Source organism: Clostridium chauvoei (assembly GCF_002327185.1).
In the GTDB taxonomy this organism is placed as follows: domain Bacteria; phylum Bacillota; class Clostridia; order Clostridiales; family Clostridiaceae; genus Clostridium; species Clostridium chauvoei.
This window is the reverse complement of record NZ_CP018624.1, coordinates 314685-336289: the sequence shown is the minus strand read 5'-3', so window position 1 is coordinate 336289 and position 21605 is coordinate 314685. Positions and strand designations below refer to the sequence as shown.

Here is a 21605-nt window from a genome sequence, read left to right as displayed (position 1 = left end):
CTTATTTTTTAGCAACAATCTTTTTGTTTTCTTTATAATATTTACATTGCTTAGTTAATCTACAAATATCACATTTAGGATTTCTAGCTATACAACATCTTCTTCCATGAAATATTAAAAGATGATGAGTATCGCTCCATTCTCTCTTAGGCAATTCTTTTTGTAGTTGCTTTTCTACTTCTAAAACATTATCTGAATCAGCTAATCCTAATCTGTTTGATACTCTAAAAACATGAGTATCTACAGCTATAGAAGGGACTCCAAAAGCATTTGAAAGAACTACATTAGCTGTTTTTCTTCCTGCACCAGCTAAAGATGTTATTTCTTCCATAGTCTTAGGTACTTCTCCATTAAAGTTTTGTTTTAATTGATTACACATCATAAGAATATTCTTAGCTTTACTTCTATATAATCCTATTTGCTTTATTCTAGCTTCTAACTCCTCTATAGTTAAAGTTAAAAAAGCATCTAAATCTTTATAATCTCTAAATAAAGTTTCTGTTACTTCATTTACTTTTTTATCAGTAGTTTGCGCTGATAAAATAGTTGCAACTAATAACTGAAATGGAGATTCATGATTCAATTCACAACGTGCATCTGGATATTCTTCTTTCAAAACTTCTAATATAGTTTTAGTTCTTTGTTTCATATAATCACCTATTTATATATTCCTCTATAATTTTCAGGTAACAAATTAGCAATAGATTTCATTACATGGTTCATACTTCTTGCTTCAAATTCATGTTTAGATTCGCCTTCTAACTTTTTAGGTAAAGTTATTGGCTCACCAAATCTAACATGTACATCAGCATCGTTAAACTTTTCTGATGCCATATTTCCTTCTTCACTTATAGGTAATAATTTTTCTGTTCCCCACATACCTATTGGTACTATTTCAGCTTTAGTTAATCTAGCTATTAATAAAACGCCTTTTTTACCTTCTATCATTTGCTGACTCCTACTTCTAGTTCCTTCTGGAAATAATAATAAATTTCCACCTTCTTTAACTACAGCTACCATTTTAGTTAATGCTTCTTTATCTGCAGAATTTGGTTTTATATTAATATGTTTTATTATTTCTGTTCCTAATCTTGTTACTGGATCATTTGAAAGTTTTACTCCTGCTACAAAGGTTGGATCGTATTTTTCTTTTAAAAGTTTATCTAAAACTAATCCATCTGCGTTACTTAAGTGATTACAAATGAATATTTTAGCACCTTTTGCTTTATCTATATTTTCTATTCCTTGTACGTCTAACCTTGCATGTTTTTTAAGATACCCACTTATAGTTCTTTTTATAACTTTAATAAGTAAAGCATCAGGTAATATGTTTATAATTTTAACAATTGTTGGTGACAACAATGTAAATCCCCCACCTTCTTGTAAATTTTGTCTATGTAATATTATATTTTATTCCTTTAAAAAAGTCTATCTATATAATCTTTAAGATATGGTGAATCACTTTTTATGTCACCTATATTATCTCCATTATTTTTCTTTCTTATGATAGCATTTCTTTTTAAAACATTTTTTCCTCTCCATCCACATGAGGTTGTTAAGAATGTTTCTTTAAAATTTTTATTGTTTATGTTAATTAAAAACTCATTATTATCCTTATTCATAAAATCTAAAGGATAAAAATCTTGTATTTTAGAATATTCTATATGTAAATTATAGGGACATTCCTTTTGACAACTATCACATCCAAATACTCTTCCATCTAATAGCTTTATAAACTTATCTTCTAAATCTTTTTTTTGTGTTAAATATGATACACATATATTACTGTTTTTTCTTGATTTATTTATAGCTTTAGTTGGACATTCATTATAACAAAGTTCACAATTACCACATTCTTTAAAATTAGCGATTTCTTTAAAAGTTCTAACATCCTCACAACTAATTTCTAGGTCTGTTATTATTTCTCCAAGAAATACGTATGAACCATATTTTTTTGTAATAATCATATTATTTTTACCAATAAATCCAACTCCAGCTAAGTATGCAATATATCTTTCTGGTAGTGTATTACTATCAACAAAAGCCATAGCATTTCCACCTAATGAATTTATATAATTACAGATTTTTTCTAAATAGCTCTTTAATACTCTATGATAATCTAAGCCTCTAGTATACATAGAAAATCCATTATCTATATAGTCTACATTATGAAGATAAGGGAAAGCTATAGAAATTATAGTTTTCCCTTCATTCATATAAACATTTGGATTTATTCTATTTTCTATATTATCTTCTTCAAATTCATTTTGTAATCCTAAAGATTTTCTATTTTCATAAAAACTTTTTAGCTCTTCAAATCTTCTACACTTAATAAAGCCAATAGTATCTAAACCTAATGAGGAGCAGTATGCTATTATATCTTCCTTTATTCCCATCTTTAACCTCTATATTATCATATCGTTATATATAGTTTTCTTATTTCCATCTTCATCTACTAAATCTATTATATCACATATATTTCTAATAAGATTTTTACCTGCACATCCTACAGCTGTTGCACCCTTTGGTACATCTTTAAGAACAACTGTATTTGCTCCTACCTTACAACCTTTTCCTAAAGTTATAGGTCCTAAAACCTTAGCTCCTGCTCCAATTATTACTCCATCTTCAACAGTTGGATGTCTCTTACCTTTATCTTTTCCTGTTCCACCTAAAGTTACTCCATGATAAAGTGTTACATTATCTCCTATTTCAGCTGTTTCTCCAATAACTACACCCATTCCATGATCAATAAATAATCCCTTTCCTATGGTTGCTCCTGGATGAATTTCTATACCTGTTAAGAATCTTGATATTTGAGATATTAGTCTTGCAATAAAAAATAATTTATGCTTATAAAAATAATGTGCAATTCTATATGCTATTAATGCATGAATACAAGGATATAAAAGAAAGACTTCTAGCTTACTTCTAGCTGCTGGATCATTTTCTAGTATATTTTTCAAATCATATCTTAATCTATTAAACACAGCTCTACTCCTCCTTTTCTTTTGAATAAGATTAATAAAAAATTAATCATATATTCCCATTGATATATATTTTTCGCCTCCATCAGGTGCTATAGCTAATACTTTTTTACCTTTTCCTAGTGTTTTTGCAATTTCGATTGCTGCAAATATAGCTGCTCCTGAAGATATTCCAACTAATACGCCTTGCTTTTGCGCAAAGTCCTTTGTTGCTTTAAATGCGTCTTCATCTGATACTTTCATTACTTTATCTATATATTCAGCATTATATATTTTGGGTACAAAACCTGCTCCTATACCTTGTATTTTATGAGCCCCTGGCTTTCCTCCACTTATTACTGGTGATTTTTCTGGTTCTACCGCAACAACTTCTAAATTCTTTATTTTATTTTTTAAATTTTTTGCTATTCCTGTAACTGTACCACCAGTTCCAACACCTGCAACAAATACATCTAAATCATTTAAATCATTAAATATTTCTTCAGCTGTAGTTTCATAATGCTTTTCTGGGTTGGCTAAGTTTTCAAATTGTTGTGGCATAAAGTAACCATTTGCTTTTACTAATTCACTAGCTTTTTCAATAGCTCCCTTCATGCCATTAACTCCTTCTGTTAATACTAAATCAGCTCCATATGCTTTAATTAAATCTCTTCTTTCTTTACTCATAGTTTCTGGCATAACTATTATTACTTTATATCCCTTTAATCTTCCTATCATAGCTAAACCTATACCCGTATTTCCACTTGTTGGTTCAACTATTGTATCTCCTTGCTTCAATAGTCCTAATTTTTCAGCCTTTTCAATCATTCCTAATGCTGCTCTATCTTTAACACTTCCACCTGGATTAAACTTTTCTAATTTTACATATACCTCTGCACTATTTTCTTCTAATCCATTTACTTTTAAAATAGGTGTTTTCCCAATTAATTCTAATACTCCATTATATATCATTTATAATACCTCCTAATACTTTCTCAATATTTATTTTCATATTAAATCCTATTTACTTTAATTTGTGCCTAATAAACTAAATATATAATAAAAAACTCCATCTCTATAAATATAGAGACGAAGTTACTTCGCGGTTCCACTCTAATTAGATTATATATATAATCTCACTCTTGCTTACGGTACAATACTATACCTGATCACTATAACGGGTGAACCCGTAAAACCTTACTATAAATTCAGGCTTAAACTCCAAAGGGCACTTCACATAAATTCTTGATGAAAAGTTCTCAGCATCCTCTTCTCTCTGTAAACTTCCTCTATGTTACTTTCCTTTTTCATAGTCTTTAATTCCGAGTAAATTGATAAACTTTATACTTTTATTATATTCCTTTTACTTTAATTGTCAACAAAAAATTATTTAAATTTTTTCTTCCATGTAGGATATAATACTTCATCTATTAAATCATGAGTGCTAACAGCACCTATTAATTGTTCATTTTCATCTATTACAGGTATAGTTAATAAGTCATATTTAGCTGCTAATTCTACAGCTTCTTGAATTTCAACATCATGTCTTATTACATTTATGTTGGTATCCATAACTTCCTTTGCTTTAATATCATTTTTATTTAATATTAAGTCCATAAGCTTTAAAGCTCCAAGAACTCTATCTTCTTCATCTGTTATATAAATACAATATAACTCCTCTTCTTCTGGATCTTCCATTTCTCTTAATATTTCTATTATCTCACCTATTGTTATATCCATATTAAATGATATAAAATCTTTACTCATTATACTACCAACTGATTCATCTTCATATTGTAGTAATTCTTTAACTTCTTCCGCATCTTCTCTTTCTAGATTTATAAGAATTTTTTCCCTTTCTTCATCATCTAATTCATCTAAAAGATCGGCAATTTCATCATTTGGCATATTTTCTAAAAGTTCTGCTGCTTTACTGTCACTTAACTCTTTAATAATACTTCCTTTATATTCTGGTTCTATTTCCTCTAATGTATCTGCTGCTAGGTCTTCATCTAGAGATTCAAATACTTGTTTTCTTGACCCTTCATCTAAATCCTCTAAAATATCAGCTAAATCAGCTGGATGTAGTGTAGATAATTTTTTGTAAGGTACTGATATTTGTAAGTTATTATCAACCATTTCTAATGATTCAACATCATCCCACATCAATACTTTATCTTCATAATCCTTATTTATTATTTTATATAAGAATTTTCCTAAATTAGCACAATTAATTCTTCTGAACCTAGCTGATGGACCTGTTTCGACTGCTAAAACTCTATATTCTCCAGCAATTTCAGCAATTCTTAAATCATCAACTCTAACAACTTGTTTTCCATTAATATCAACAATCTTTTTATCTAAAAGGTTTTCTGATAATAAATATGAATAGGTTCTTGGAAGTATTTCCTTACTACCTCTTGTCATTATTTTTACTTTACTTTCACTCTGGTAAAAATAAATATTTCTAAACTCGTAATCAAAGATATGACCATCTCTTTTGACTTTATAACCAATAATTCTAGGATAACCGTCTTCAGTTGTTACATAAACATCCCTTAACACTCCTAAAACATCATCAAACTCATCATAAATCTTCTTTCCTAGTATGCTAGTGTATAAAAATACTGATAGTTTTTTCATATAGCTTCCTCCTTAATTCTAGAGGAAACATAAGCTTTACAACTTTAAAAATTCTTAAATTAATAATGAATTTAGACTTAATTTGTCTCCTCTAAAATAGTTATTATTCAATTTTAATAATTTAATACTCTGAGGGACACCCTCCATCTTAAATTCACTCCTCGTTTTTAAAAAGTTTTCTTAATTTAAATTACAATACCTAGTAGTGGTATTTCATTTCCCATACTATATTATATTAAAATAGTATGAAAAGGCAACACTTTTCCAATCGTTAATTTTTTATCATAACTAACCCTTTTTATATATTAACTATAAAAAAGAGATGATACTTTGCATAACATCTCTTTTCGTATTACTAATTGATTTAATATTATTTAAAAGTTCTCAATCCTTTAGATAATGATATTAATATTAAAACTTCTCCTATTATTGGGTATGGGAATACTTTTACTCCCCCTAAAAACAATATAAATTCTACTATACATACAACAAGACTCAAAAGCAAAATCTTCATTCCTGATTTATTACTATAAGGCTTATCTACATATAATAAATTAAATACAGATAAAGAAGCTATTATTATTAAGTATATAAGTGTTGGTACCAGATAATTTTCTAAGCTTAAAACAAAACCAAATGTATTATTTATTGATATATCTATCTTGCTATATGAAACCATGAAGATATAACCAATTAATAATATTATTAAAAAAATAAAATTAAAATTAAATTTTAATTTTTCATCCCTTAAGAAAATAAATAATGTAGCTAGTATTATTAATGGAATACTAAAATAATTTAAAAATACTAATTGTCTTAATAAATAAATAACAGAGTGTTTTTCTACTATAACACCTATTATTAAAACTAAGTATCTTAATACTAACGGTATCAATGATACTGTAACAAATAATTTTATTTTCTTAGGAGACTTTGTTATATTTTTCTTTATTAGATATAAAATAAATATAATTATAAATAATAATATGCATAAGTAGCTGAATCCTATCAATTTACACTTCCTACCCTTTCACAGTACTATTACTTATAATTATTAAAATTCTTTATCTTTTATTCTAGTTTTCTATTATTTTACACCTAAAATTTTAAGTCCACCTTTTATACACTTTATATTTAATGGAAAATCCGGTCCTCTTTCACCATCTATATCTGTAACTATGTTTTCATCACATTCTATAAATAAATTATCTGTCTTAAAATATATTACATTATCAGAATCTAAATGCTCACCCTTTAATACTTTTACAAACAACGGTATAAGTTCTATTATTGGTATAGCCTTAAATATTATTACGTCAAGTTTACCATCACTAGCTTTTGCTCTAGTAGCTAATTTAAAATTCCCTGCCGTTTGTCCATTAAATACTAACATAAAATATATTTGTCCATTATAAATACATTCTTCTGAACGTATATTAATTTTCAACTTCCTAAAGTTTGGTAATTCTTCAAGACCCTTTAAATAATATGCAAGCTTTCCTATTGTATTTTTTAAATTAACATCTGTTTTTTGAGAAACATCTGTAAAAAGACCTGCGCTTGCTACATTTACAAAATATTTATCATTTATACTTCCTAAATCTACTGTAGTTACTTCTGATCCTAAAATTTGTTTACAAGCTTTTGTAATATCTGATGGCATTCCTAAGAATTTTCCAAAATCATTTGCAGTTCCTACTGGTAATATTCCTATTGGAATAGATATACCACATTTAGCCATAGCATTTACTACAGTATCTATAGTTCCATCTCCACCTGCGATTAAAACGTAATAATAGCTACTTTCTTTAAAGTCCTGAAAAGCTTTTATTACATCTACATCTTTTTCTATTCTATAAGGAACAATAGTGTATCCTGCTTCTTGATGTATTTTTATAACACTATCAATTTTATCTAAAATGGCATTTTCTCCCGAATACGGATTATAAATAAATTTTACCTTTTTCACAATATCCCTCCTAGGCGAAACTGATTAAATTATATCATTTATACCAAATACTGTCGAGTTTACATATAGAATGTCCTAATTAAATTTTAATTATTGTGACAAAATAACCTTGTATAGTATATTACTATTAAAATCATATATTTATCAATAAAATATTTATTTATTTACTAAATAAATATAAAGCCCTTATATTTATTGGTATTATATGCTATAATAAGTATTTAATAAATCAAATTAAACTTAAAGGTTTAATACAGGAGTGGTTTTATGAGAAAAAGTTGTATTCCAAACATATTTACATTTATTAACTTATCCTGCGGTATTATATCTATTTTATGTACATTTGATAAAAATTATTTATTAGCTTGTATATTTATACTAATTGCAGGACTTGTAGATAGATATGATGGAAGAGTAGCTAGATGGCTAGATGTTTCTAGTGATTTAGGTAAAGAATTAGATTCTTTAGCTGACTTAGTATCTTTTGGTGTTGCACCATCTATATTAGTTTTTATAAGCTATGAATTAATAAAAGTAGGTCCTGCTGGAATAATTGGATTAGTAGTTTTACTAACATTCCCAATATGTGGTGCTTTTAGACTTGCTAGATATAACGCTACAGATTTTGATGGCACATTTAGAGGAATTCCAATTACTATAGCTGGTGCTTTTATAGCTTTATTTATTTTGTTAACGTTAAATCTAACAATTAATGTATGGATCATGATTGCTTTAATGCTTTCAGGATCATATTTAATGGTTAGTACATTTGAAATTAAAAAATTCTAGCTAAACTCCCTTTTAGGGAGTTTTCTTTTGTTTTTAGTCCTCTTCTCTTTTAGAATTATCAAAATCTAATTCATAATCTATTTCTGTTAAAATAGCATCTTTATCTGTTTGAGCCTTTATATATTTACTCATAATCTCACAATACTTAAAATAAGAGCCTCCACAATTTTGAATAGTTCCTATTAAATCATCTATTATCTCTCCAAGTTTATCAACTCTATCTATTGCATCTTTTACATCACTTTTTTTCACTAGAGATATATTATATAGCTCACTTGCTCCACCAATTAATAATCTATATGAATTAACCATACTACTTAAAAGACTATTTAGGTTGTTTAAATCGTTATAATGATCAGTTATTAATTCTCTGTATGACATAATACCCCCTATCTGTAAATAAACCGCAATATTTATTAGTATAAATATAGCGGTTTATAATTTTATCTACCTAATGAATCTATATATTCATCATCTATTTCTGCTATTAAGTTGTCCTCATAAATAACTTTATCTTCTATATTTTTCATATTAAGTTCTTCTTCATCCTCATCATTTTCTATACATCTATTACATTTTAATAACTTATAATTGTTACTAAAAATATCATTTATTTTATTTAAATTCATTTGCACTAATTCTTCAATTTTATCGCTATTTATATTTTTATTATTTTCTCCACCTATATTTTCAATATAGCACATTAAAATAACTTTAAAATAAAGTAATATAACCTCTAACTCTTCTTCTGGTTTCATATTAGCTGTAATACCCTTTATAAAACCAAAGTGTTCATTAGTTATATCTGATAACTTCTTATATACTTCTGCCTTTTTATTTTCATCAGCTTCATCATTTTGAATATTTCCACATGAATATTTTTTAATGTGTTGATTTATAATATCTTCAATTCTATCTAAATAGTCATCCAAAGCATCTTTAAAAGTTTTACCATTTATACTTACTTTATCTAAGTTACATAAATCTGCTTTATCGTTTATAGTCTTAATTAATATATTTTCTAGAACTTCAATTTGAATATCTATAACTTCTTCTTCACTAATATTTTTGATTTCCTTTTTAGCAGGTGTTAATGATGTATTCACTTTTTCCTTTATAGCTTTTTCTGTATCTTTTAATTGATAAGTAGATGCATCTTCACCTCTATCCATACTAATATCTATATTAATTTTATCTCTTTTATTTGTATCATATTGCATTTGCCCAGTTTCTAAGTCAAATTCGAATTTATCATTAAAAAGTACTGGCACAAAAAAATCCTTAGGCATTGAAATAAACATAAGTCTCCTCCTTAAGCATTAGTAATTTCACAGTATGGTTTAAAATATGCTCTAGGGTATTTACATAGAGGACAAACTAATGGTGCATCACTACCTTCATGTATATATCCACAATTCATACAAATCCACTTAGATTCTTCTGGACCCTTAAACATTGTTCCATCTTCTAATTTATCATATAATTTTTTATATCTTTCTTGATGATGTTCTTCTACCTCAGCTAATTCTTTATAAAAATCAGCAATTCCCATAAAACCCTCTTCTCTTGCTTCTCTTTCAAATCTCTTATATAGATCTTTATATTCCTCTGTTTCTCCCATTATTGCATCAATTAAATTTTCTTTAGTCGTACCAACTAATCCTAGATATTTCTTATATACCTCTCTAGCATGTGCAAACTCATTCATTGCTGTAACATCAAATATTTCTCCAACCCATTGATATCCTTCTTCTCTAGCTTTAGTAGCATATAAATTATATTTATTTCTGGCTCTTGATTCGCCTGCAAAAGTTCTATAAAGATTTTTCTCTGTTTTACTTCCCTTTAAATCCATTTTATTCTCCTAAAAAATATTTCTCCTTATAAATTATTCATAATATTATCATTTGTTACAATAACAAACTCTCCTTTTAAAACTATATTATTACTAAAAAAAGTGAATAATATATAAAATATTACTCACCCTTAAATAAGTTAATTTACAAAAACTTTTCTCTCATCGCATATTATTTCAATATCTCTTCCCTCTTTAGTTTTTGTTCTAAGCACCACCCTATGTTTCCATAAATCATAAATATACTTTAGCGTTTCCTTAGCATAAGGTATTTCTAATTCTCTTCCATCAAAGAAGTGTTCTAATATTAAAGAATTATCTTTTTTATTTAATTCAATAACTCTTATATAAGGTATTGATCCAACTCCACAATTTATAGCTAAATTATCCCTTATTGATTTCCATCCCTCTTCATCTGATACTTCTTCTATTACAAACTCAAAGCTTCTTTTTGCATATTGAAATAAATTTAATTCATTACATAAATCTTTAGTCAAATACTTTCTTAAAAATGAATTATCTCTTTCTAACTGTCTTACTTCAAATATTTTATCTCTTCCATATCTTCTATCTATATCTTCAAAAATCCTAAAACCTATATAGTACGGGTTAAGTCCACCTACTACAGGTGCTACTACATCATTATGTCTTTTTAAAAATTCTAAATATAAGCCTCCTTCTAGCTCTAATTCTTTTAAGATATTATAATGCCAAAAACTAGCCCAACCTTCATTCATTATTTTGGTTTCTATTTGAGGCATAAAATATTTTGTTTCCCTATTTACAATTTTTAATATGGACTTTTCCCACTCTTCTAGGTCACTATATTTTATTATAAATCCCATAACATCATCACAAGGCTCTAAAGGTATTTTATCAATATTAGGCATTGATATTTTTTGATCTATATCTAAAATATTTCTATTTTCTATCTTAGAGTTATAATCTTTTATCATACTTTCTCTAATTTCCTCTTGGGTTAATTCTTTAATACCAACAGCTCTAGGAATTTGAAACTTTATTGCATGTGCTGCATCTAAAATCTTTTCTACTTTTTCATAACCTATATTAGGATTATTTATATATCCTCTTATTATTTCAGCATCTAATTTAAACATTTCTAAAGTATTTTTAGCTTTTGTACCTTCTTTAAACATTCTATTATTTGCAAAAAAGTCATTATGTCCATATACATGAGCCATAGTTAATATTTGTAATAATAAAGTATTTTCTCTCATTAAATAAGCTAAGCAAGGATTTGAATTTATAACCATCTCATATGGTAACCCTGTCATATTTAAGGAATATAGAGTTTTATTTTTATCATAGGCTTTACCATAACTCCAATGAGGATATTTAGATGGCATACCAACATAGGCTTCATATCCTAGCATCTCATTAAAACCTATTATTTCAAACTCTTGAGGATAAAAATTCAAACCAACTTCTATAGCTTTTTTCTCTATAATATTATTCCAAATTTCTAAATCCTTAAGATTATATTCCACTCTCTACTCCTCCTTTAATTCCTTGCAAAGCATAACTTTTAAGGCTTCCCATAAATCCTTCTTTTCTTTTACAATTACAGCTTGAAAGTTTTTGAATTGAATTTCTTTATTAAATCTATAGTACATAGTAGTCGAATATGTTGAAGGTAAAAGTTCAGCATATCCAAACATATTACTTACTTCACATAATTCTTTAACTGATTTTATGGCTCTTTCATTATCTTCACTCCAGTTATCCCCATCACTAGCATATATCGGATAAATATTCCACATATCTGGTGAATATTTTTCTTTTATTAAATCTAATGCAACATTTAACCCACTAGATATATAGGTTCCCCCTGATTCAGCCTTATGAAAAAACTCATATTCATTAACCAGTTTAGCAACTGTTGTATGAGATATAAATTCAAAGGCTATATTATTATATTTTCTTTTAATAAATCTAGATAAAACAAAGAAAAATGACCTGGCTAAATATTTTTTTGTAGAGTCCATTGAACCAGATACATCCATAATAAATATCATTACAGCATTACTTTCTTTCTTAGGCTTTTTCTTAACTTTATAATACCTAAGATCATCTTCCCTAAATGGAAATCTTTCTATTTCACTATCTAATCCAGCCTCAATTAAGGCTCTTTTTTTACCTTGTTTCCTTGCTATTTTAGACATTACAGTTTTCTTTTTAGCAAGTCTTGGATTTATACCATACCTTTGATAACCTCTTTTTCTACCTGCACTTTCTGTAATTATATCAGAGTATTTTTTCTTATCTAAATTAGGTAAATCAAGATCTTCTATAATATAGTCCATTAATTCTTCTAATGTTATTTCCGTATCATAAATGTCTTCTCCTCTACTATTACCAGCACCTTGATTTCCATTTTTCCCACCTGGTTTTCCTTCACCAATTTTATCTCCACGCTTTTCTTCCCCAGTTCCAGTTGCAACCCCTTTATTATTTTTTCCAAAAACAAATTGGTATTCTTTTATACCCCTAATTGGAATTTTAAATTTTTTATTTTTACTTTCCCCTATAATACTTTCTTCTGATAGAATATCTCCTAGATTTTCTTTTATGGATTTTTCTACTAACTGCCTATGTCTTCTTCTATCTTCTATTGATCTATCATGCTCTAATGGATTATCAGATGCATCCCTAAAAATGGCCATCTTCTATCAGTCCTTCCATAAATTGTTTGCTGCATACTTAAGTATTACATCACAACAATGTAGACAATATCCATTCTTTTGCATTTCTTCAACCATAGTATTATATTTTTCTTTTTGTTCTTCATCTCTAACTCTAGATTTTGTTATTATTCTAGATAAATCTTTAACTGATGCCATAAGCTTCTTTTCAATAGCTTCTTTTAATGGCTCATATGAGGTATAATCTATCTTGCTTCCATTTCTAACTAAATAGAACATATATGATGTAACATCCGCTCTGAAGCCCTTAGATGAGCTTTCTGAAACTCCTATTTGTTCTTCTATACTTCTCATAAAGTCTTCATCTGGATTTAACTCTTCACCAGTTGATACATCCTTTATTTTACTCTTATTAACAAAAGCTTCAGCATTATCTATATAGTTATTAAATAAACTATCAGCTTGTTCTCTAAAGGAATGTATAAATGCCTTTGTAATTTCTTTTTCTAATATCTTGTTATATTCTTTCCTAATTGTATCTTGGATAAATCCTAGATATTTCTTTTTATCCTCTGCTGAAATATCCATTTCCTTAACGGATTTAATTATGCTTTCCATAATGCTCAAAGGATTTATGCAGTCATGTTCTGAATTTGAAAGTGCATTATCTATAGCTTTAATTATAAATCTTGTACTAATACCCTTCATACCTTCATATGGACCTGCTTCTTCTCTAAGTTCCATAATATCCATTCTCTTTGTAGTACCTTTTTCAACTATTTCTTCACCATTATAAATTTTTAATTTTGTTATTGGATCTATCTTCGCTGATGGTGTTAATCTTGAAAGGATAGCAAACATAGCTGCAATCTCAATTGTATGAGGTGCAATATGTGCATTAAAATTACTCTTATTTAGAATTTTATTGTATATTTTAACTTCTTCCTCAAGCTCTAAACAATAAGGTACTTCAATTTTAACAATTCTATCTAAAATAGCTTCGTTAGTATGATCTGACTTAAATTTATTCCATTCAGCCTCGTTTGAATGAGCTATAATAAGTCCATCAAAATAAATCATTGAACCTTTTCCTGGTGATGGAATTGACTTTTCTTGGGTAGCTGTAATTATTGTATGAAGATATTCAACATCATTTTTGAATACTTCTATAAATTCTACTAGACCTCTATTACCTACATTAAATGCACCATTTAATGAAAAAATTCTTGGATCATCTTCTGGATACATATCCATTTTAGAAATATCTACAGATCCAGTTAAAATAGATGTATCTTGATTGTTAGGATCAACTGGAGGTACAACACCTATTCCCTTTCTTGATCTAATTGAAAAGTCTTTTCTTACAACTGGGAAGTTTTCATATTCACCTTCGAACTCATGCATTAATCTATATTTACATACAGGACATAAATCCCCTTCAATTTGTACACCCAATAATTCTTCAAACTTAGGTCTTAAATGTCTTGGTATTAGATGTAATGGCTCTTCATGCATAGGACATCCTTCTAATGAATATATAGGTTCACACTCTACAAGGGCTTTTTTAAGCGCTTCTACTAGAGATGATTTACCTGCTCCTACCGGTCCAACAAGATATAGAACTTGTCTTGCTTCTTCACCTTTCATTGATGCAGAATTAAAATAATTTACTAATTTCATAATTACTTTATCAATGCCAAAAAAATCATCCCTAAAGAACCCGTATCTTCTTATGACGTCATTTCCATATATTCTCTTTATTTTAGGGTTTTCTTCACCCTTTAAAACTTCTACCCCTTTACTAACAACCATATCATAAATACGCTTATGAGAAAGCTTTGCTAGATCAGGGTTTTGTTTTAATATTTCTAAATAATCAAGAAATGTACCTTCAAATTTTTCTTTATTACGGCTCTCTCTATCATTTTGGATAAACTCTTTGAAATTCATAGCCATCCCTCCTTATATTTAAAATATATTCATTAATACCAGTTATATATGACAAATTAATAATTACTTTTAAAAGTATATTTAAATTTAATAATTTATTTATGCAAAGAAGGTGGATTCTATTGAATCCACCTTCTCCTGTTTAAGGGACTAGTTACTTTATTAAACAGCCCTTTTTATATTTTATTTATTATCTTTTCTCTTTTTGTAAATTCCTAAACCAGCTAAAACTGATACTAATCCAAATACACCCAATTGAGCTCCTCCTGTATTAGGTAGCTTTCCACCTGCACTTGAACCATTTGAAGTTCCATTGCTATTTGAATTATTGTTTCCGTTATTCGGCTTATTTTCTGGTTTAATTTCTGGTTTGTTTTCTGGTTTGTTTTCTGGTTTTTCTTCTGGCTTATTTGGTTCTGACTTTTCTTCTAAATTTTCTAATGCTAATTGTAAATTCTCAACAGTCTTATCTACAACTTCTTGAGTTGCATCTTTATCATTTAAAACTTTACCCGCCTCATTTAACTCAAGTTTAAGCTTTCCTACACTTTCTTCTGTGTATTTTGATAAATCCATATTATTAGCTTTATTTATTAACTCTTCTAATAAAGCTTTATTAGGCTTTAATCTTAATTCAAGAGAAGCTCTTACTAATGAGTCAAAAGTTTTATCAATTTCTGCTTGCATAGCATTTTCATCTTCTAATAATTTATTTGCCTTTTCAAGCTCTGCTTCTAATTTAACCCAAGTTGTTTCTATAAATTTATCTTTCTCTAAAGCAATTATTATATCTACCATTCTTTGAAGTTCATCTTTATTTCCTTGCTTAAATTCAAGCATATGAATTGCATTCATTAATTTCTTAAAGGCTGCATCTACTTCTTCTATAGTTGCATTCTCATTTGCATAAACTTCCTTAGCTAAATTTAAACCGTCATCAAATTCCTTAACTACTACTGGAACTACCCCTTCAAGACCACCATTTAACTTAATATCTTCTGCATAATCTATAGCTATCTTTAAAGCAGTTTTACTTACTTCTTCTTTACTCTCTTCTCTCTCTATTGTTATTGAGTATTTCTTTTCTTTTAAACCATCTTCTGACTTAATAATTACATCAATTTTTTCATAATCATTTGTAGTATATACTGTTGAAACTGATGCATTATTAGTTGTATCTACAGCTATTTCTGGTAAATTGTCATTTTTATTTATTTTTATTGTGTAATTATATCTATCTTCACTAAATCCTTCTAAGTCTTTGTTATTTACCTTAATCATATTTACAACAAAATCTGAATTTGGAACTACTTTTTGTTCAAATGCTTTAATTTCAGTTATTGCTAATGCCATGTTTGGTTTAGCATTCATTTTTACTCTTAAAGCCTTTGTTTTAACCATATCAAAAGTATATAAATTTGTTGCTGATCCTGATGTTTCTTCTGGATTAACACTTAAATTAGCTACATCTCTCCAATTATTATCATCATTTAAAGGCGAATTAGAATCACTTCCAATTTGACCTTGATTTGATGGTAATGGTAACTCTTCTCCAATATAATATTGAACTGTTACACTTTGAGGAACCTTTGAGCCCCCATCTTCAAAATAATCAACTTCTAAATTATTTATATATTTTTCTTCAACAACTCCAGATCCAAATATAATTCCAACCCAATCGCTTTCATGTTTATCTGATCTCTTCCAATTTGACCATCTATTATTAGCTCTACTTGGATCATGTTCAATTATGTCATCATTAACCTTTAAAATGCTATCTTGTGATGCTGGATCAACTGTTCTATCATTAGTATATGATGCTATAGCCATTGGTAAATCATAACCATTTCTTCCTCTAGCTATATTGTCTCCTTTTATAAAGTTTGATGTAACTCTAACATTTGCTTTAGCTACAATATCTAAACCTTCTAAAGTTCCATTTATAACGAATGTTCCTTCTGTTTGTAATAACTCTTTATTGTATGATTCCCAAACTACTGGCATATCTACACTTGTACCATCTGTATAATATGCTTTAACAGTTTCTGGAAGCTTAGGTTCTACTCCTATATTAGTTGCCATAGAAACATTGTTTACTGCTGATATTCCTTTTACTAATACTTTTACAGTTGGTTTTAATTCTTGTCCCTCAACAGTACCTTCTACTTCAAATACTCCATACTTGTTATAATCTTCTTCTTTAACTTCATTCCAAGTAACTTTAACATCTCTTGGTAATCCAGTATCATAAGTTGCTTTTACCTTTTCAGGCAATACTGGTTTTATTCCCTTTTCTGTTTCAACTGTTACCTTTTCATAAGAAATTATCTTCTTAGCTGTAGTATTTGTTGCAATATTTATATTAATAGTATTTGTTGTTTTTGTAACTCCTTTATAAGTTACTTCTGCAGATAAACTTATATCTCCAGCTGTATATGCATAAAGCTTATTGTCAACTATTTTAGCTTCTGCTCCATTTTCTGATGATATATTATATTTAATATCTAAATTATTTCTATCAATTTTATTTCCATCTTGTAATCTAGCATCAATTAAAACATTAACTATATCATCTTCTACTACATTTTCCTTATCTAAAGAAATACTTGCACTTTCTAAAGTTGGTGCACTTTCTCTAAATTTAACTAAATAAGTTTTCTTTGTTATTCCATCCGCTGCTGTTACTAGAATTTTTGCTGTTCCATTTGTAGTAAGTGATGGTATTACAAATATACTTGCATTATCCTTAGCTACTGCTGAAACAACAGGAATTTCTTGTCCATATGGAAGATCTACTATATACTCAGCATTATTTTCATTAAAGTTTTCTATAGATACATCATTAACTTTTATATCTTGTAATAATGCAGTTCCTTCCATAGTTATAACATTTGAATAAACTTCAAATTCAGTAAGTCCAATAGCTTTATTTGCATTTGTATCTTCTTTTAATAAAGCTCTTATTTTATTTGTTGTTATTGAATCAAAGCTTATTTCTTCTGTTCCATCAGCTGAGAATCCATTTTTCTTACTTTGGTTTGATACTGGAATCCAATTTGATCCATCAAAATATTCTATTATGATTTCACTTGGAATTTCTACTCCACCATCTCTATATAAGGATAATCCTACTTTATTAATTGAATGTTCTTTATCAAATTCTATTGTTACATAATCATCATAATTTCCACCTGGTTTTCCCCAGTTTGTCCATCTATTCTTAGGAGAATTACCTTTAGAAATTACTCCATCATTTATAGCATTTACACTATCAGGACCTTGATATGATGTACTTGCTTTTGGGTAAATACTACCTTCATTTAATCCTATATTTTTAAGTTCATAGTTATCAGAAACTACTATTATCATTTTTGCTTTAAGGCCATCAATACCTTCTAATGTTCCTAAAATTTCAATAGTTTTAGGTGCATCTACATCAGCTTGTACTAATTCTCTTTCCCATGTTACTTTATTCTTTTCGATACCACCATCATTATAAACAGTTGATACCTCTGTTGGAAGTGTTGGTATTTCTCCAACTGGTGTTAAGATTCTTGAATCTAATACACCTATAATATCTTTAATAATTACATTAACTACTACTGGCTTTTCACTATCTTTAGTAGTCCCAGTAACTTTAAATATACCTGCTTTAGATAACTTATCACTTGAAACTTCCTCCCAAGTAACTTTTACCTCTCCACTACTTCCGTTGCTATATAATGCTGTAACTTTCTCTGGAAGATTTAATTCTCCATTAACTGGTACAATAATATCACTAACATCATATCCTAATATTTCTGTTTTATTCATATCATCTTTTTCAACTGAATAAAGAGTTATATTATCTGCTGAAAGTCCTTCACTTGTTGCAGTTAACGTAAATGAACCTGCATTATCAGTAGATTGAACTATAACTAAAGCTTTTCCATTAAAAGCTTGTCTTTTATTATCTTTAAATCTTTCTACACTAGCTGCATTTCCATTATCAACACCAACTATTTTTCCGTTGCCTGAAATTTCAAAGTTAACTAGATTATCTGCATTAGGTACTATATTTCCATTTTCATCAACTATATCTACAGTTATAAAGGAAAGATCATATCCATCAGCTTCTACAACTTGTCTATCTGCAGTTAAATTAACTTTCTTAGCTTCTTTTGCTGTCTTAACTACATCTCTTGCAATTTCTTTTCCTTTTGAATCTTTAGCTACAGCTGTTAATTTACCTGGTCTATATTGAACTCTAAATTCTAAATGAAGCTTACCATCATTTGTTTCTTTATAAGTTCCATTATATCCTGCATTAGTTACTTCATATTTATCAGTTCCTACTAATTCGCCTAATTCTTCACTATTTACATCTGAGTTATAATATAAATCAACTTTATTAGCATTTGTATATGCGTAAACTAATATTTTATCTCCGTCTACTTTTATACTATTATCGTCTTCCCAATTCCAATGTGGTAATAAGTGAACCATTGGCTTATCTGACCATTGACTTTGATAGAAATAGAATACATCCTTTTCAAAACCAGCTGTATCTATAGCCCCAAAGTATGATGATTTTGCTGGGAAAGCATTATAATATGGAGTTGGTTCTCCTATATAATCAAAACCTGTCCATATATATTCTCCAGCCACATACCCTCTATCTCTGTCTCTCTTCCATGCTTCTTCAGCTGTTTTTCCCCAACCAACATGATCATTATCATAAGATGATTGTTGCTTATCTGCATGTGTATGCATTGATAAAGTTTGTTCTGGATGTGAGTAAACTCCTCTACTTCTTACTGCAGATGAATTTTCTGATCCATATATATTCCAATTTTGATGTTTAGAACGAAGACTATCGTAGTTGTCTTCAGCATAATTGAATCCTACAACATCGATAATATTAGCTACATTCTCATGTGCTCCTTGTCCTGTACCCATTCTAAATTTATCTTCTCCCATTGTTGTAGGTCTTGTTGGATCAACTTCTTTAACCCAATCATGTAAATTTTGTGCTGTTTGAACAGCTTTAGTTTGATTAGTTTCCCATATTTCATTTCCTAAGGACCACATTATTATACTTGGAGCATTTTTACCTCTATTGACCATTTGTTTTATATCAAATTCTGCCCAAGTCATATCTCCATGAATTGATTTTTGTTCAAAGAATCTTCCATAATCATAAGTTTTCTTTCCATCGTACCAAGTATCAAATGCTTCTTCTATAAGAAGTATTCCTTCTTCATTACATATATCTATTAAATGTTGAGAAGCTGGATTGTGAGTAACTCTTATTGAGTTTACTCCCATTTCTTTTAACTTTTTAACTTGTCTACTTATGGATGCTCTATTATCTACAGCTCCTAAAGCTCCTTGGTCATGATGCATACATACACCTTCAAGTTTCATTTGCTTACCATTTAAATAGAATCCATTATCATTTGTGAATTCAAACCATCTTACACCGAAATCAGTTTCATATTCATCAACAATATTTTCTCCATCCATTACTGTAGTTACTACTTTGTACATATAAGGATTTTCAGTTGACCAAAGTATAGGATTTCTAATTTCTACGTCTGCATTAAATTTCTTTGTTGAGCCTGTTTCTACTAGTTCTGTAGTTATATTTTCGCCAATATTATTTCCGTCTCTATCTAATATAACTGATTTAACTTTTACTTCTTTATTTTCACTTTCCTTATTTACAATATCAGTTTTTATGTTAACTTTTGCTTTTCCTTTTGAATAATTGTTTTGTAGATCTGGTGTTGTAACAAATGTTCCGTTCTTTTCTACATGAATTTTATTAGTAACAGTTAAATTTACATCTCTATATATACCGCTTCCTGAATACCATCTACTACTTGGCTGTCTATTATTAACTTTTACAGCTATAACATTTTCAGTAACTCCATCACATACTAAATTATCTGTTATATTAAATGAAAATGGAGTATATCCATATGGATGATTTCCCACTTGAGTTCCATTTACATAAACATAGCTATCCATGTAAACTCCCTCAAAATCAATTGTTAACTCTTTTCCTTTCATTGAAGGTGGAAGTACAAAGCTTTTTCTATACCATCCGATACCACCATCTAAAAATCCTCCTTCATGTGTTGCTGGAGAATTCTTATTAAAATCTAATTCTATACTCCAATCATGAGGTAAATTTAAGCTTCTCCAACTACTGTCATCAAAATCCTTTTCTTTAGCAGCTGGAACATCACCTAAATTAAATGTCCATCCATCATTAAATAATATTTTTCTTTGAGATTCTTTGTTTATATTGTTAACTATTCCATTACCCTCTCTTCCAATGATTTCTGCAAATGTAGTTATACCTGAAGATGTAGTTATTAACAATGTTGATAAAATTGTAGCTATTATTTTTTTATACTTCATGTGCCTATCTCCTAACCTTATTATTTTCAGTTTAATAATTTTTATTTGATAGTTACTAATAATCTTATTAGTAATTTTGAAAGAATATATTAATTTAATTCTTTCATTATTTCAGCATTGTTACTTTACTTAAACCCTTTACATTTTTGCATAAATGCTACTTAGGCTTTTAGTTTTTCTTTAGATTTTCTAAGTATATCTTCATTCTTTTGTTTATTAGGTTATTTTGTATGATTTCATCCATTGGAAAATACTTTTTATAATATTTTCTCAAATTAGTTCTTCTGTAAGTTATAAATTTTTCAGCCAAGTTTCTTAATTAAATTCATCACAATAAAGTTGTAATAGCTGGTTTTTATATT

The 21605-nt window shown here is 28.3% G+C and carries 16 protein-coding genes and 1 other annotated feature; of the genes, 1 reads left to right on the top strand and 15 read right to left on the bottom strand.

Annotated elements, in window-relative coordinates:
• Position 1: 1 nt before the first annotated feature.
• From nth to BTM21_RS01555, 8 genes are all read right to left on the bottom strand, one after another.
• Positions 2-649, bottom strand: a complete 648-nt coding sequence (nth, locus tag BTM21_RS01590; protein WP_021876473.1) for an endonuclease III — start codon at positions 647-649, stop codon at positions 2-4.
• Between the two features lie 8 nt (positions 650-657).
• The gene (locus BTM21_RS01585; RefSeq protein ID WP_079481601.1) at positions 658-1362 is read right to left on the bottom strand and encodes a lysophospholipid acyltransferase family protein; all 705 of its coding nucleotides are present in this window, start codon (positions 1360-1362) and stop codon (positions 658-660) included.
• Between the two features lie 56 nt (positions 1363-1418).
• Positions 1419-2396, bottom strand: coding sequence for a tRNA epoxyqueuosine(34) reductase QueG (queG, locus tag BTM21_RS01580; protein WP_021876475.1), 978 nt, complete (start codon positions 2394-2396; stop codon positions 1419-1421).
• 9 nt (positions 2397-2405) lie between these two features.
• Positions 2406-2990, bottom strand: coding sequence for a serine O-acetyltransferase EpsC (gene epsC / locus BTM21_RS01575; protein WP_021876476.1), 585 nt, complete (start codon positions 2988-2990; stop codon positions 2406-2408).
• A gap of 42 nt (positions 2991-3032) precedes the next feature.
• Positions 3033-3938: a cysteine synthase A gene (gene cysK / locus BTM21_RS01570; protein WP_021876477.1), complete on the bottom strand. Its 906-nt coding sequence runs from the start codon at positions 3936-3938 to the stop codon at positions 3033-3035.
• A 110-nt stretch (positions 3939-4048) separates the two neighbouring features.
• Positions 4049-4286 (bottom strand) — a binding site (T-box leader).
• 66 nt (positions 4287-4352) lie between these two features.
• Positions 4353-5609, bottom strand: a complete 1257-nt coding sequence (locus tag BTM21_RS01565) for a magnesium transporter MgtE N-terminal domain-containing protein (protein WP_021876478.1) — start codon at positions 5607-5609, stop codon at positions 4353-4355.
• Positions 5610-5979: 370 nt separating this feature from the next.
• Complete coding sequence (locus BTM21_RS01560) at positions 5980-6621, bottom strand: hypothetical protein (protein WP_021876479.1); 642 nt, start codon at positions 6619-6621, stop codon at positions 5980-5982.
• A 75-nt stretch (positions 6622-6696) separates the two neighbouring features.
• On the bottom strand, positions 6697-7578 hold the full coding sequence (locus tag BTM21_RS01555; protein WP_021876480.1) for a YegS/Rv2252/BmrU family lipid kinase: 882 nt from the start codon (positions 7576-7578) through the stop codon (positions 6697-6699).
• 267 nt (positions 7579-7845) lie between these two features.
• Between BTM21_RS01555 and pssA the strand changes: the two genes are divergently transcribed.
• A complete protein-coding gene (gene pssA, locus BTM21_RS01550; RefSeq protein ID WP_021876481.1) occupies positions 7846-8367 on the top strand; it encodes a CDP-diacylglycerol--serine O-phosphatidyltransferase in 522 nt (173 codons plus the stop codon).
• A gap of 33 nt (positions 8368-8400) precedes the next feature.
• On the opposite strand, the gene BTM21_RS01545 is transcribed toward pssA, so the two are convergent.
• From BTM21_RS01545 to BTM21_RS01515, 7 genes are all read right to left on the bottom strand, one after another.
• Entirely contained in the window at positions 8401-8748 is a 348-nt protein-coding gene (locus BTM21_RS01545; RefSeq protein ID WP_079481602.1) for a hypothetical protein, read from the bottom strand.
• A gap of 62 nt (positions 8749-8810) precedes the next feature.
• Entirely contained in the window at positions 8811-9668 is an 858-nt protein-coding gene (locus BTM21_RS01540) for a hypothetical protein (RefSeq protein ID WP_021876483.1), read from the bottom strand.
• Between the two features lie 11 nt (positions 9669-9679).
• A complete protein-coding gene (locus BTM21_RS01535; protein WP_021876484.1) occupies positions 9680-10222 on the bottom strand; it encodes a rubrerythrin family protein in 543 nt (180 codons plus the stop codon).
• Between the two features lie 140 nt (positions 10223-10362).
• Positions 10363-11730, bottom strand: coding sequence for a SpoVR family protein (locus BTM21_RS01530; RefSeq protein ID WP_021876485.1), 1368 nt, complete (start codon positions 11728-11730; stop codon positions 10363-10365).
• A gap of 3 nt (positions 11731-11733) precedes the next feature.
• Positions 11734-12906 (bottom strand): sporulation protein YhbH, encoded by a 1173-nt coding sequence (gene yhbH, locus BTM21_RS01525; RefSeq protein WP_021876486.1) that lies wholly within the window; start codon positions 12904-12906, stop codon positions 11734-11736.
• A 6-nt stretch (positions 12907-12912) separates the two neighbouring features.
• A complete protein-coding gene (locus BTM21_RS01520; protein ID WP_079481603.1) occupies positions 12913-14835 on the bottom strand; it encodes a PrkA family serine protein kinase in 1923 nt (640 codons plus the stop codon).
• Positions 14836-15018: 183 nt separating this feature from the next.
• The gene (locus BTM21_RS01515) at positions 15019-21243 is read right to left on the bottom strand and encodes an Ig-like domain-containing protein (protein WP_021876488.1); all 6225 of its coding nucleotides are present in this window, start codon (positions 21241-21243) and stop codon (positions 15019-15021) included.
• Between the last annotated feature and the right edge of the window lie 362 nt (positions 21244-21605).